The organism is Mangrovimonas sp. sgz306409 (assembly GCF_059735265.1).
Genome location: NZ_JCAPEU010000012.1, coordinates 37594 through 50058 on the forward strand (window position 1 = coordinate 37594; position 12465 = coordinate 50058).

General features: G+C 39.4%; 20 protein-coding genes. 2 read left to right on the plus strand and 18 right to left on the minus strand.

Annotated features, from left to right (window positions below; all coding sequences use genetic code 11):
* The 18 genes from AC6I5C_RS16660 to AC6I5C_RS16745 all read right to left on the minus strand — a co-directional run bounded on the left by AC6I5C_RS16660 (position 1) and on the right by AC6I5C_RS16745 (position 10946).
* Complete coding sequence (locus AC6I5C_RS16660) at positions 1-756, minus strand: DUF4373 domain-containing protein (RefSeq protein WP_497906136.1); 756 nt, start codon at positions 754-756, stop codon at positions 1-3.
* Positions 757-793: 37 nt separating this feature from the next.
* On the minus strand, positions 794-2461 hold the full coding sequence (locus AC6I5C_RS16665; protein ID WP_497906137.1) for a DEAD/DEAH box helicase: 1668 nt from the start codon (positions 2459-2461) through the stop codon (positions 794-796).
* A 30-nt stretch (positions 2462-2491) separates the two neighbouring features.
* Positions 2492-4066 (minus strand): ParB/RepB/Spo0J family partition protein, encoded by a 1575-nt coding sequence (locus tag AC6I5C_RS16670; protein ID WP_497906138.1) that lies wholly within the window; start codon positions 4064-4066, stop codon positions 2492-2494.
* Entirely contained in the window at positions 4044-4256 is a 213-nt protein-coding gene (locus AC6I5C_RS16675) for a hypothetical protein (RefSeq protein WP_497906139.1), read from the minus strand. The genes AC6I5C_RS16670 and AC6I5C_RS16675 overlap by 23 nt, the downstream gene beginning before the upstream one ends.
* Positions 4256-4807: a hypothetical protein gene (locus AC6I5C_RS16680; RefSeq protein WP_497906140.1), complete on the minus strand. Its 552-nt coding sequence runs from the start codon at positions 4805-4807 to the stop codon at positions 4256-4258. The genes AC6I5C_RS16675 and AC6I5C_RS16680 overlap by 1 nt, the downstream gene beginning before the upstream one ends.
* A 16-nt stretch (positions 4808-4823) precedes the next feature.
* Complete coding sequence (locus AC6I5C_RS16685; RefSeq protein WP_497906141.1) at positions 4824-5078, minus strand: hypothetical protein; 255 nt, start codon at positions 5076-5078, stop codon at positions 4824-4826.
* A 4-nt stretch (positions 5079-5082) separates the two neighbouring features.
* On the minus strand, positions 5083-5388 hold the full coding sequence (locus AC6I5C_RS16690; RefSeq protein ID WP_497906142.1) for a helix-turn-helix domain-containing protein: 306 nt from the start codon (positions 5386-5388) through the stop codon (positions 5083-5085).
* An 11-nt stretch (positions 5389-5399) separates the two neighbouring features.
* Positions 5400-5765 (minus strand): hypothetical protein, encoded by a 366-nt coding sequence (locus AC6I5C_RS16695; protein ID WP_497906143.1) that lies wholly within the window; start codon positions 5763-5765, stop codon positions 5400-5402.
* 2 nt (positions 5766-5767) lie between these two features.
* Positions 5768-6211: a NinB/YbcN family protein gene (locus tag AC6I5C_RS16700; RefSeq protein ID WP_497906144.1), complete on the minus strand. Its 444-nt coding sequence runs from the start codon at positions 6209-6211 to the stop codon at positions 5768-5770.
* A 150-nt stretch (positions 6212-6361) separates the two neighbouring features.
* Complete coding sequence (locus AC6I5C_RS16705) at positions 6362-6889, minus strand: hypothetical protein (protein WP_497906145.1); 528 nt, start codon at positions 6887-6889, stop codon at positions 6362-6364.
* A complete protein-coding gene (locus AC6I5C_RS16710) occupies positions 6864-7307 on the minus strand; it encodes a zinc-finger-containing protein (protein WP_497906146.1) in 444 nt (147 codons plus the stop codon). The genes AC6I5C_RS16705 and AC6I5C_RS16710 overlap by 26 nt, the downstream gene beginning before the upstream one ends.
* Before the next feature lie 12 nt (positions 7308-7319).
* A complete protein-coding gene (locus AC6I5C_RS16715) occupies positions 7320-8612 on the minus strand; it encodes a hypothetical protein (protein WP_497906147.1) in 1293 nt (430 codons plus the stop codon).
* Positions 8613-8639: 27 nt separating this feature from the next.
* Positions 8640-9083 carry a hypothetical protein gene (locus tag AC6I5C_RS16720; RefSeq protein ID WP_497906148.1) on the minus strand — a complete coding sequence of 148 codons (444 nt, stop codon included), beginning with the start codon at positions 9081-9083 and terminating at the stop codon, positions 8640-8642.
* 2 nt (positions 9084-9085) lie between these two features.
* A complete protein-coding gene (locus AC6I5C_RS16725; RefSeq protein WP_497906149.1) occupies positions 9086-9859 on the minus strand; it encodes a Rad52/Rad22 family DNA repair protein in 774 nt (257 codons plus the stop codon).
* Between the two features lie 66 nt (positions 9860-9925).
* Positions 9926-10117: a hypothetical protein gene (locus AC6I5C_RS16730; protein ID WP_497906150.1), complete on the minus strand. Its 192-nt coding sequence runs from the start codon at positions 10115-10117 to the stop codon at positions 9926-9928.
* Entirely contained in the window at positions 10107-10325 is a 219-nt protein-coding gene (locus AC6I5C_RS16735) for a hypothetical protein (RefSeq protein ID WP_497906151.1), read from the minus strand. Before AC6I5C_RS16735 ends, AC6I5C_RS16730 begins: the two co-directional genes overlap by 11 nt.
* Positions 10326-10419: 94 nt before the next feature.
* Positions 10420-10671 carry a hypothetical protein gene (locus AC6I5C_RS16740; protein WP_497906152.1) on the minus strand — a complete coding sequence of 84 codons (252 nt, stop codon included), beginning with the start codon at positions 10669-10671 and terminating at the stop codon, positions 10420-10422.
* A complete protein-coding gene (locus AC6I5C_RS16745; protein WP_497906153.1) occupies positions 10671-10946 on the minus strand; it encodes a hypothetical protein in 276 nt (91 codons plus the stop codon). Before AC6I5C_RS16745 ends, AC6I5C_RS16740 begins: the two co-directional genes overlap by 1 nt.
* A gap of 118 nt (positions 10947-11064) precedes the next feature.
* Here AC6I5C_RS16745 and AC6I5C_RS16750 point away from each other — a divergent pair, with 118 nt between their 5' ends.
* Both AC6I5C_RS16750 and AC6I5C_RS16755 read left to right on the plus strand, forming a co-directional pair.
* Positions 11065-11823: a helix-turn-helix domain-containing protein gene (locus AC6I5C_RS16750; protein WP_497906154.1), complete on the plus strand. Its 759-nt coding sequence runs from the start codon at positions 11065-11067 to the stop codon at positions 11821-11823.
* A gap of 10 nt (positions 11824-11833) precedes the next feature.
* Positions 11834-12271 (plus strand): hypothetical protein, encoded by a 438-nt coding sequence (locus tag AC6I5C_RS16755; protein WP_497906155.1) that lies wholly within the window; start codon positions 11834-11836, stop codon positions 12269-12271.
* Positions 12272-12465 lie beyond the last annotated feature (194 nt).

A 12465-nucleotide genomic window follows, 5' to 3' on the forward strand; every position in this document is an offset into this window, starting at 1 on the left:
CTATCGGTTGGTTGAAAATGATTTTTGGTTGTTTAATGGGGTTTTGGACTTTCCAAAATTTTTATCATTGCGTGCCCAGGTTTCCAATCGACGTTCCAGGCTCCATGTTTTTTCCAATTCCTGACGGAATTTGGTCTGTGATTTATTGGGCTCTGTCCAATACTTGTAAAAGTCATTTATCAAATCCCTTCCATAGGTTGCAACAAAAGGTTCGAGAGTGGAAGCAAATTTTAATTTGCGCTGATTTAATTTCTCTTTAGTTTCCTCTTCTTTACTATCCTTTACTATCCTTTGTGGGTTTTCGATACCTTCACTATTACTTTTATTAGGTTTACGGTTACTTTTATTAGGTATACTTACCCCTAAACCATCTAAAAGGATTAGTAATGATTTTTTGTCAACACACGAATTGCTTCTTTTTTTATAAGCATCCTTGATGCTTTCAGTGAACTTTTCATCATAAATAATCCTATTGTTATTCCAAAGTTCTTTGTCAAATTCACGAAGCCTAACCAAGTCATCAATGATGTTAATCAACACCTCTTCATTTATCAGGCAACGATCAGAAAGGAACATGATTTGCACATCATCTGAAAGGTCTAAATAATGGTAATCTGTATTACCCAATTCTTCCAGAATTTTAAACCAAGTGGCATATCCATCATTCCCATATTTCTTTTCCAAATAGCTCATTTTCTTTCCATGTGTTACCGGATGAGGGAAGTAGTCTACTTTATTTCTTATTGGTCTAGCCATACTGTTTTATTGTTTTATGGAACTTAAGAGTTCCTTCTTAGTTCATAAAAAGATCCCTTACTTTATCTATAAAATCGGTTTGCATTTCATCGGTAGCACCCGTAATGGTATTGGCTGTACTGGCCTTTGCCTTTATCATTTCAAACAACTGTTCATCGATGGTGTTCTGCCCTAGGAAATAGGTACACATCACATTGTTTTTCTGCCCAATACGGTGAGCCCTGTCCTCACATTGCACACAATCGGCATAGGTCCACGGATATTCTATAAAGGCTACTCTTGATGAAGCCGTCAATGTGATACCAACCCCAGCAGCTTTAATGTTGCACACTATCAACTTTACATTGGGATCGTTTTGGAAAGCATCGATATTGGCCTGTTTGATTTCGGTTTTGTCCCTACCTGTCACGGTTACGGCTCCTGGGAATTCCTTTAACATAGCATCCACAATGGAATGGAGGTTACAGAACACAATCAGTTTTTGGCCTGCATCCATTACTTCGTTTACAAACTCCTTTACCTCGTTGAGTTTTCCCAAAGCAGATATCTTTTTTAGCTCCCCCATCTTCACCATGATTTCCCCCCTAAGCTTTTTGGCAATCTCCTTATCATCCCACCCCTGTTCTTCAAGGTATTTTACAAATTGGTTTTTAGCCTTGTTATATTCGGTTCTAGTGGTAATGTCGCACAGGATGGTCTGTCGCTGTTTTTCTGGAAGGTCCTTGGCAACATCCTTTTTTTCGCGTCTGAAAAAACAATGTTTGTTGAGCATGTAGTTCAACTCCATTAAATTGGAAGCACCACTTCCACCCTCACAGTATCGCATCTTATAGCCTTTAGTGCCTCCAAATTCCTTGAGATGCCCCATTATAGCCAATTGAGGAAACAAATCCATAGGTTTGTTCACCACGGGAGTCCCCGTCAACAGAATTCGCCATTCCTTGCCCATAGCCAAACGCAAAGCAAATTTGGTTTGCTGGGTTTTGGTGTCCTTACACCTATGGCTTTCATCAATAATGAGGGACTTGAACAGATCTGCCCTTGGATTCAGTTTGATATCCATACTGTTTCTTAACTTCCCTTTTGGGGGCATATAGTCCACAAAGAATTTTTTAAGGGATTCGTAGTTGGTTATGAACACATCTGCCATGCCCATTTCCCAAAATCGGTGCCAGGTTGTTTTGTTTCTGTCATCCAAAACCACAGCCGTTTTATCGGTCCACTTTTCCCATTCGCGCTTCCAGTTTATCTTGGTAGATGCTGGACATATCACCAAACATGGAAAAGTTTGCTCACCTTTCAAGGATGCTGCATAGATGGTTGAAATGCTCTGGATGGTTTTTCCAAGCCCCTGTTCATCTCCATTGATAAACCGTTTCAATTGCAAGCCACGGGCCACACCCTTGCCCTGGTATGGCCTTAACTGCCCTTCCTTTAAATTCAAATCAAAGTCCAAGTTTGGAAGCTCCGGCAAGTTCTCAATCTTCACTTGAGGCTGGTTCTGGTCCATCACAAACAGTTCAGCTCTATGGGTTTGCACCAACTGCATCACTTCTGATTTAATTTTTATGGGAGCTACCCACACTTTTTTTACAGGATCAAACCTTCTTATAGGCAAAGCCTTGACACCTTCCAGGTTTCTGGTTCTCCAATGGTTGAAAGGAATTTTGATATGAAATTCTAAGGGATACTGAATGACTTGCATTTTGAAATATCGGTTTAGCTATTAATGGATTTAGTTTTTGGATGATGATTTAAGTTTGGCTTTAAGTTGCCTCATCTTTTCATCTGTTCTGGCAATGCGCTTATCGGCCTTTTCCTGATGTTCAACTTCAATGGTTTTGATTTCTTCAGGATAATATTCTTCCAACACCTGTTTTAAAGCTGCTGCATGGTTGGAACCTTGGCAGTTCCCATAGGTTGAACTCAGTTTATTAAGGATGAACAGCCTTAATATTTCATTGAGCTGTACATCGGTAATGGGATCCTTTAATATCCTTTCCACAGTGATGTTTTCAAGAAATGCAGATTCCTTTCGTATTTCCCAAGCAGATTCTCCCAATGCCACTGCCAAAGCCACTTTTTCATTGTTGGACAGTTCATATGAAGCATTCAGGAACTTGCTTTTGTCCATGTCCCTAATGGCTGCCCATATCTTTTCCTGATCCAATTCCAAAGCGCGTTCTGCTCTGGATTCCACTTTGGACAGCTCTTCTTTCAATTGCACATCTTCCGAAGTCACACCATCCTTTGAACTTGATGCAAGTGATTCCTTGATGTAGATATCCTTGTACTGGCCTTTGCTGTATCCAGATACATAGTACCCTTTCACTTTGGTATGATTACCATAGTTATAGCCTTGGAAATCCTGATATTCCTTTAGGATTGGCACATTGAATTCCTTACAGGCACTGATGATGGTTTCCGATGGTTTGTCATTGGTAGAACAGATATACACACCTTCACCTTCGCTGATGATTTTACCAACCTCAGCTTCTATAAATGCCTGTGTTTTGTTCTCAAAACATTTGCCTTCCATACACAGGTCTTCATCCTGCATATCCGCAAACAGCACTGGATTTGATTTGGTACGCTTGGCACAAACATTACATGAAACACATCCTAGAACGACATTATCTTTGTCCAAAGGAAAAATTGCTTTGGATAAATCTGGTTGGTCTTCCTCAATGTCACCTTTCAAATCTGCTACAGTGCCATAGTCTGGATCCTCTTCACTGGAACTCCATTTGTTTCGTGCATGTTTATACACACCTTCCTGGTCTTCTTTTGAAAGCCTTGCCAATAGAATAGCATGGCCAATTCCAAAATGGTTCTTTTTAAAATCCTCCCTTAGGTCATCAATGAGGTCTATCAATTTTAGGCGCTGCGCAATAAAGGTTTCTGTTTTGACCATTTTGGCTGCAATATCTGCAACGGTGTATTTGCCGCTTTCCATCATTTTATTGAAAGCATCTGCTTCATCCAACGGATGTACATCCTTGCGCTCCAAGTTTTCAATAATCTGAAGTTCAAAGGCCTCATCATCGGAGAGTTCCCTGATGTTTGCAGGAATGAACTCCAGACCTGCCTTTTGTGAAGCCCTAAAGCGACGTTCGCCACAAACCAGCTCAAACATATTGGTGCCATCTATTGGCCTTACCAAAATGGGTTGCAGCACTCCTTTTTGCTTGATGCTTTCAGATAGGTCTTTTAGAGATTCCTGATCTATTGTTTTTCTTGGATTAGTTCTTGAGATGGATATGGAAACCATTTCCAGGGATTGCAGTCTATTGGTTATTGTTTCTGCCATGACTAATTGAATTATAAAGTTTTTGAATGATTCGGTTACAGCTTCGGCGCTGCTTGTATACTTTTATGATTTCCCCATTTTTGTGGAGCTCAAACTGTTGGTCACTCACCCTATTGATATAGATCACAATGCCATGCTGGTCCAGCACACCACACATATATCGATATCTTTTATGGGGATGGTGATTCATTATGCAGCAGTCTCTTCGGATTCGTTTTCCTCTTCTGCATCAAAATCAAAGGCTTCCTGTTTTGGCAATGGAGCATGTTTGCCCTTGGAATATTGGTACACTTCTTCCCTTAAGGATTCAATTACCTCAATGAGTTCCGATAGGTATGGATAGTCTTCATCATCCCATCTTATGAATGGTGTGCTTATGTTGATTGTCTTTCCTGTTTTAAGGAATCGCTGCCCAGAAATAACCACGCCTTCAGAATTGGCTGTGCCGGATATTTTAAATTCCAATACCCTGTAATCCTTAAGAATGTGTTCTTCATCCTCCTCTGTAGCTTCATAGCCATTTTTGATGGCACCCTTGATAGCCCTGTTTTCAGGAAGCTGTTCTGTGAGCAATACAAAATGGGGAATGACATTGCAATAGGCTATTTCCAGATCCTTATGGATTGGCAGGTCTGATTTTTTGGTTACCGTTTCGGTAAACATTTCCTTTTCCTCTTCAAAGGAGTACTGAAGGAACATCCGGCTTACTATTTTGCCTGATTTGATTGTGATTGTTGACATATTGTTTTGGTTAAAATTATACACGTTTGATACTGATGGCAGGAAGGTTGTTGAATGCAATCCCTGAGGATTTTGACACTTTGCCCTCATGGGCATATTCCACGACCACCTCATCATTGGGATGGTATTTGTCCGATTCCTTTTTTAATGCCCCCCGAAATTCTATAAATGCAAGACCTCCCTTAATGGATTTGATGGTCACTCTGTTTTTGATGTTCTTGCCAAATGAAGCATCTTCTATTTCTGTGATGGTTCCTATAATTATTGCCATTTGTTTAGTTGCTTTTGGGTAAATAGTATTCTTTGTACCTGGTTGGATTGCCGTTTTCATCTTTTGCAAAATCGGCTTCTATAGGGACTTGCCATTGATCTTTCAAATCCTTCACACGCCTCCTTAAATCCCCTATACCATAATCAACCAATGCTTTTCTGGTGGTCAATCTCTCGCCTCGCATCAATGCCTGGTACACTTTTTTGCACTGTGCTGAAAAATGGTCTTTGTTCGCCTCGAAATGCATTTGGCTATCGAAGTTATTTTCGTTGTGATTCAGATTTGAAAAATCAATTGCTAACTGGTCCATAATCCTAGGTGTTAGAATGGTAAATCATCCTGATCTTCTTCATCTGAAATATCCGCCTGCTGCGGTTCTGGTTCACGTCTGCCCCATACAATGGCATTCCCCAATATTGGCAAAGCCATACGGTCTTCTTCACTCATGGCTTCATACACTTCCTTAGGAAGGTTTTGCTTGAGCAAATGCGTATCCTTGGAATCAGTGGTTTTGTTCTTCACCTCAATAGCGGTGATGTCCACATAAATTCCCTTTTCACCCACATGAAAGTTGTTGCTTTCAATGGGGATTACCAGACAGTCTACTGTAGTCCCATCCTTTCTTTTCATGGACTTTACTACGTTTTTGAACTGTCTTAAATTGATTTTGATTGAAATGTTTCCCATGGTTATAGGTATTGTTTAGATTGTTGTTTACTTAGTTCTATTTCTATGTCCTGTAACATTGCCAAGTCCTTGGGCTCCGGCAAATAGATTCCAAGGTCCTTACTGGAGAAATCCCTGAACCTGTCTATGGCCAATGTGAGTTCCTTTGTATTGAGATCAGCAGTGCTTCGCCAACGGTTGGTAGTTACAATTCCGCCCTCAAATTCCCCATCATAGAACAGCTCACTGTTTACGTGGATCTTGAAAATGTCTTGCTTTACTTCCTGAAGTGTATATCCGGTTTGCAAACCGAAATAGGAAAGGATAAGATGTAAGTAGCTGTTTTGTGCCAGGCTTCGCTTTTTACGCTTTTCCTTGAGCTCGAACAGTTTGTTGTTATCAATAAGCCATTTGATGCGTGTCATTGCGTTTTGCACGTCAATGGCTTTCTCAGGGTTATAAATCATTTTATTTTGTAGGGGTTTGGGCTTTTTGCTATTAAACCAATTATTTAACTACTTGTTCTGCTATGCTATAATACCATTCCTCAAAGGGCAGTTCCTGCCATGTTTGGGGCATTGTTATATGTAGGTTCACGATGGTAGATTTGGGGATTCCTAAAGATTGAACCGTTTGCCAATGACAATGAATCCAGAGGCCCTCATGGTTTCAGTCCCGCTGTCTATGATGCCCATATCCTCACGCCAATCATAGGTAGCCCTAAGGCCCACTGTGAATCCCTCTTTTCCAATGGGAATGTCGATACCGCCTTCCATTCCCGCTATGGGCCTAAAGGCACTGTCCCGGAACACAAGGCCCAATCGCAATCCCATATAGTATTGCCATGGGTTGAACTTCCCAGTGGTGATATTGAAACCTATCCCTCCTCCTATGGAGGTATAGCCCCCTTGTAGGGCACTGAAGTTTTCAAACTGGGCTACGGCATATACGGCACCGGAATAGCCAAACATAAAACCGAAGTCCAGTCCATTTTCATGGAGTGATGCCCTGGGATCCACAAATGATTTTGCAATGCCGTTTTCGGTTTTTTTGAAGGAAATCTGTGCATTCAACAATCCACATTGCAGGAGCAATGCCAAAAGGACTGGAATGAGTTTGTTAAGATTGTTTACTGGTGTTTTCATGTTGGTTATGCTTGAATTGGTTATAAAGGTCCATTGACCATTGTCTTACCTGTTTGCAGGTTGTACTATTGAACATCCCTATATGGGTGTATTCCTCGGGCAGTTCCAAATGGTTGGAGAGCATCCCGTACAGTTCTTTTCTTTTCACATAGTTTTCACGCCATATCTTGTCAAAGAATTCATGGGCTTGGTTTTTGGCATGTCTCAAATGTTTGTTTGCCAACCTTCCCAATGGCATTCCATTGTCATGGGTACCTACATAAGCATCACAGTTTGGGTAGTTGTTGCAGGCTATGATGATTCGGTTTTTGTAAATCTTGCCATACACCTGAAGTTCACTCAACATCTTGGTTTCGCTCTTGCAGTAGGGGCATATTTTAGCGTTCAGTACATCTTTTTGGTATGGAGACAGGGTCATAATTGGGTGGTTTTAGATTACGTATGAAAACTTCTTTTTCAACATCATCACAAACTCACTAATAACTGCATCCTGAAAACTCCTAGTTTCATCACTCACCTCATATTGCAGATGTATGTACTCTTCAATAATGGTTTCAATGACACACTGAACACCTTTGGAAAAACACGATTCAGATAGTAAGATTTCCTTTTCTTCCTGATTGGCCATTCCTAACACTTGCTTATTTTCAAACACAGCAAGTTTTATTTCATACTTCAATGGTTCTGTATAATGACATTCATTGAAGAAATCCTTTGCTTTGTTAAGTGTACTATGGTGGATTTCGTCCAATGATATTTCCCGGTAAATCTCATTGTTGTATATTTTGAATTTGGAAGCCAAATTGTTGTTGTTTACTTTGCTTTTGGCTTGATCGAAAATCACATTGGGCAATACTGTAGTTTCTCCAACCTCATCATTGTTCAGTAAGCCACTAAGTCCCTTAGGTGCCATTTTGATTTCATTGATGACTTCCAAATATTCCTTGGACATCAATTCAGAGTTTATGGATGCAAAGTCGGATGATACACATTCAATAAATTTTGAATCGGAACAGTTGAAAAGAATGTTTTTGATCACATCCTTATTGGTGCACTGATAAATGACATTCCATATTTTTGATGGTACTTCCCAACTGTATCTCACCAATCGGTTTTCATCAATATCAATATTCTGGATATCGTAATCATAAATAGAATCCTTATTGGAGTCAAAACATCTTATGCCACGTCTGAACAGATTAAAACCTTCGGTAGTCTTTTCTAGTATTTTACCGTGTTTGCATTCAAACAATATCTTTCTGTTCTCTGAAAAGTACTTATCAAAATCAAAGACAAACGATGCAATTTCCTTTCTGTTTTTTATGTAGAAATGAGTTTCTTTGTCATTAAGGACCACATCATGAACAAACTCTAAATTAGCTTCTCCTTCATCAATGGCATTGCAATACAGCTCTCTGATGGCTTGCCATAATTCCCAATCTTTTCCAAACTCTGTGGTGATGCTTGTTTTTTCACCATTGATGGTGATAACATCAAAATTGCTCTCCCTGAAAGTAGTGGACACAGTGCCCAATTCTATAAGTTGTTGTCCAGAATAGATTTCAACTTCATATCCATTTCTAAGCAAGTATGCCAATGCATATTTGTTGCCACTACCAAAAAGGCCTATTTTGCCCTGTTGACCTCTTTTGGTGGAAGCTCCCAACAATGTCAGGGCTTCCACATCCATTAATCCGTTATTGGAAATTTTCAAATATCTCATGTCAAAAATCGTTTAGTGGTGATCTAATTATTTTTTAGCTTTTAGGACTACAGATGATTTTCTATAGCTTATCTCAGGCAATACCACTTCCTCCCCATCTTCGGTAGCCGTCAACAATCCCTTTTCTTTGGAGATCAATGCCTGTTTGCATCGGTCTTCACAATCCTTTAGGGCTTTGTTGTGTTCCTGCCATTCCGGTATGTGCTTAAAGCTGTACATACGTCCACCATTTCTAACCTCAACCATATACCCATTGTAACCGTCTGGATACTCCTTGGCCTGGTATGCAATGTTTTCCAATTGGTCATCCTTGAATGATTTCACTATGTTCAGTGAATTTTCCAAGTGTTTGCGTTCTTCCTCAAGGGATATCAAAGCTTCTAAAACCGTTATTTCTCCGTTTTCTGCCTGATGAACCATGTTCATCATTCTGTCCTGTAATGCAATGTGCATTTCTGATGTTGCTCCCATAATTATTGTGCTGGTGTTAAATTGATTGTATTGATTATTGTTGCTTCTATTTCTTTGCTAAGCCTGTAGTGAATCTTGACATCATCCACCGAAGTCACCTTCCCTTTGTTGATGCCATCAATGACATTCATCCATTCTTTGGTAAAGCTTTTTGTTTCTGGATCCATTTTGTTCAGCCAAGGTTTTTCTCCAGTCTGTTTTGCTGGCTTTTGTGTTTGAGCAGCTTGTTTTTTTGGTGCCACTGTTTTTTGTGTTTTGGAAGAATCAAATCGCAACACTCCTTTTTCATCATGGGCCGTTAACTTTTCAACCTTGCCATCCTTGAATTCTGCATCCCATTTCCAATCTTTTAGCTTCAAATCGAATGTTGCTTTAACCTTGTCACCCTGAACATAATATTCAATGGGGTTCAGTTTTACGCTTATCAATGGATAGTCATAAAGCTCACGGCCTATCCCCCATCTGAACCCGGCACGCTTAAAGGCATCAGAGGCGCGCCCCTTTGTCTTTTCAGTGTAGCTTTCCGTTCCAACATCCTGTCTCCATATCCATTCGTTATCTATCTTGATGCCGATGGAACAGAACAGCTGCCCATCGATCAATTCGTATTTGTCCTGCCAATTGGTTTTGCATACTTCATCCAATCGGTTCATGTCCACCCTAGCGTCCTTATAGGCCAGTATGGTTGCATATCCACCTTTATTGATGGATTGCACCCTAAAGTCCACATCTTCAATTTTTAGGGGCTTCCGCAATGCTTCTAAAATATTTTCCATAGTTTTGTAATGAATGATTCGTTAAACTTCGGTTTGCGATGGCCACTGTTACCGCAGTGGCTTTTTTTATTTCCTGAAGGCAAACCGTCTACGGTTGCCAAGTATCTTATCCTTTTGTGAATCTGATAATCCAGTTTTAAAATTGGAGCCATCCGAACCACCAGATAGCTCCTCCTTTAGTGCCGCAGCTTGTTCTAGTACAAGGCGTGCGTTAATCTCCAGCCTCTCTATTTTTTCAAGAAGGGCCTTATTTTTCATTTTGTGTTTTTATTTCAGTTTCCAACATGGAAATGAGTTTTTCCTGATGCTCTTCAGGAGCCGTGAAATAGCCATTGAGCCAATGGTTGGCAACGGTATTAGGGCTTCTCTTGAAAGTCTTGGCCACTTTCTTTATAAAAGCCTTTTTATTGTTGAGCTTCCCCGATAGCCTTTCTATGGTTTCTGCATTTTTCGCTGTTGTCGTCATTATATAGAGGGTATTAATGTGATGATTATGATTACTGCTATTAGGGTGATGACCACTCCCAATACAAGGCCTTCCCTGCGACCGTGTTTTTTTCCTAGGTTGTAAAATTCCATGTTCGTTTTGATTGGTATGATTTGTTGGTTATGATTGAATACAGGGGTACCACTACTTTTTTTATGGCACTCTTGCGGATGGGGTTTTTGGTTGTTTCCATGTCCGCTAACCACTTGTGTGTGAATTCGATCAAATCTTCGTATGTTTGTACTTCATCATAATCGGATTCCATATATCTGTTGAAAAACGGAATGGGACTGAACGTGATTTCTGGTTTGATAAAGAATGCCATTACACTGTTGTATTGTGGCTTCTAAGCCAGTTAAACTTTCCCTCTTCAGACTTTTTTATAGCCTTATCCCAAGCCGGGATACTGAACACCTTGAAATAAGGTTGCGCCCTATCTATGACAACTTCCAAAAACTGATCTACACTGTTTTTGAATGCTTCCAATTGTCCTGGTCTATCCATTCGGGTAACACCACAGGAGGTTGGTGCGGTTTTTATGAAATCACCCTTAAAGACGTTTTCGCCCCAAGCAAGCTCTTTAATCAGTATTGTTTTCATATATTTGGTGTTGTTGGTGTTGTTGTGTTACAAATATATAACACATTGTATTACTGACAAAGTGTTACTAATACATTTATTGTTAAAAATTTGTTAAAATTAATACATTGTATTACTTATGACCGGTGAAGAACTGAAAGCTTTAAGGAAATATGCAGGTTACAAACAGCAGGAATTAGCCGATAAAATAGGCGTAAGCCTCAGTACTGTAAGAAGTTGGGAACAAGGACAACGAAATATGCCAGATACCACTGCATTATTAATAAAGTCTGTCATACGTGTTGATGTATTACACCCCAACTCACACAATAAAAAAGAAAGTAACACAACAAACACAGAGTCCAACACCAAAACCAACACCAAAACCAACACAGAAACTAACACAACCAACGAAGCCATCCATAACAAAAATGGAAATTCATTTTTTCAGTTAGAGGATGGTTCATATGACATAATGGTAAAAGAATTGCCCTTTAAAGCTTACGCAAGTTATGTTGAGCACTTAGATGCTCCCCAAGTATTTGAAGACCTAAACACAGTATCCTTTAATGTTGACAAAGTTGGCAGAGGCCATTACATGGCTTTTAAAATCAAAGGAGACAGTATGAATGGTGGAAAATTATACGATACTCCAGATGGAGCATCCGTATTAGGAAGAGAATTGTTGAACCATCATTGGAAGGATGGTTTCAGTCAAACTGACTATGGATGGATCATCATGAGCAAACAAAACATTTTCCATAAAGATATTATTGCTATTGATGAAGAAATGAACATTACATGCCACAGTAGAAATCCATCTCCTGAATATTCAGATTTCACCATTAGCCTAAATGATGTATACAGGATATTTAAAGTCATAAAAAGAACATTTTAAACCAACAACAATGAAAAGACTATTAATGGCATTAACGGTTTTATTTGCTATATCATCATCTGCACAGATCAGCGTGTCTGAAGTTGAACAATCCGTTAGCATAGGAAAAGCCAAAAACATTTCATGTGCAAAAAAAGGGGACCAATATATTTTCACTTACAAGGACACCCAATATGAACACATAAACGAGTTCAAGGCTTTTACCTTCCTGGACAAGGAAGATGCATTTCAACAGTTTTCCAACTTGATTATAGAGGGTTTTGAAACCATACCGGAAAGCAAAATAAAAGTAGAAGTAATCAATGGCAACATTGAACTAGAGTTTTACAAATTAATGGGAACCGTCTATTTAAGAATGGTCCATTATGACAGTGGTGTTTTTGGGTATCCACAAACGTTAACTGAGAAAAATGCAAGGAAACTGTTGGGTATGGGTAAAAAATCATAATCACATCCCATGACAACACTCTATAAACTAAAGAAATAGAACAAATATAAAAGGTAATAAAAACGGTAACATACCATAAAAATTAACTGATTTATTAATAAATACCGAACATTAAAACACGACATATCAATCTATTACGGTTTTCCAAAAAGTCTGAAACAGACTGAAAATCCTTGTGTCCCTGGTTCGATTCC

Coding starts and splice junctions, on each gene's coding strand:
- AC6I5C_RS16730 (WP_497906150.1), bottom strand. CDS start 10,117: ATGAAAAATAAGGCCCTTCTTGAAAAAATAGAGAGGCTGGAGATTAAC.
- AC6I5C_RS16700 (WP_497906144.1), bottom strand. CDS start 6,211: ATGATTTATAACCCTGAGAAAGCCATTGACGTGCAAAACGCAATGACA.
- AC6I5C_RS16725 (WP_497906149.1), bottom strand. CDS start 9,859: ATGGAAAATATTTTAGAAGCATTGCGGAAGCCCCTAAAAATTGAAGAT.
- AC6I5C_RS16675 (WP_497906139.1), bottom strand. CDS start 4,256: ATGAATCACCATCCCCATAAAAGATATCGATATATGTGTGGTGTGCTG.
- AC6I5C_RS16665 (WP_497906137.1), bottom strand. CDS start 2,461: ATGCAAGTCATTCAGTATCCCTTAGAATTTCATATCAAAATTCCTTTC.
- AC6I5C_RS16750 (WP_497906154.1), top strand. CDS start 11,065: ATGACCGGTGAAGAACTGAAAGCTTTAAGGAAATATGCAGGTTACAAA.
- AC6I5C_RS16705 (WP_497906145.1), bottom strand. CDS start 6,889: ATGAAAACACCAGTAAACAATCTTAACAAACTCATTCCAGTCCTTTTG.
- AC6I5C_RS16670 (WP_497906138.1), bottom strand. CDS start 4,066: ATGGCAGAAACAATAACCAATAGACTGCAATCCCTGGAAATGGTTTCC.
- AC6I5C_RS16690 (WP_497906142.1), bottom strand. CDS start 5,388: ATGGACCAGTTAGCAATTGATTTTTCAAATCTGAATCACAACGAAAAT.
- AC6I5C_RS16695 (WP_497906143.1), bottom strand. CDS start 5,765: ATGGGAAACATTTCAATCAAAATCAATTTAAGACAGTTCAAAAACGTA.
- AC6I5C_RS16660 (WP_497906136.1), bottom strand. CDS start 756: ATGGCTAGACCAATAAGAAATAAAGTAGACTACTTCCCTCATCCGGTA.
- AC6I5C_RS16745 (WP_497906153.1), bottom strand. CDS start 10,946: ATGAAAACAATACTGATTAAAGAGCTTGCTTGGGGCGAAAACGTCTTT.
- AC6I5C_RS16710 (WP_497906146.1), bottom strand. CDS start 7,307: ATGACCCTGTCTCCATACCAAAAAGATGTACTGAACGCTAAAATATGC.
- AC6I5C_RS16720 (WP_497906148.1), bottom strand. CDS start 9,083: ATGGGAGCAACATCAGAAATGCACATTGCATTACAGGACAGAATGATG.
- AC6I5C_RS16680 (WP_497906140.1), bottom strand. CDS start 4,807: ATGTCAACAATCACAATCAAATCAGGCAAAATAGTAAGCCGGATGTTC.
- AC6I5C_RS16715 (WP_497906147.1), bottom strand. CDS start 8,612: ATGAGATATTTGAAAATTTCCAATAACGGATTAATGGATGTGGAAGCC.
- AC6I5C_RS16755 (WP_497906155.1), top strand. CDS start 11,834: ATGAAAAGACTATTAATGGCATTAACGGTTTTATTTGCTATATCATCA.
- AC6I5C_RS16685 (WP_497906141.1), bottom strand. CDS start 5,078: ATGGCAATAATTATAGGAACCATCACAGAAATAGAAGATGCTTCATTT.
- AC6I5C_RS16740 (WP_497906152.1), bottom strand. CDS start 10,671: ATGGCATTCTTTATCAAACCAGAAATCACGTTCAGTCCCATTCCGTTT.
- AC6I5C_RS16735 (WP_497906151.1), bottom strand. CDS start 10,325: ATGACGACAACAGCGAAAAATGCAGAAACCATAGAAAGGCTATCGGGG.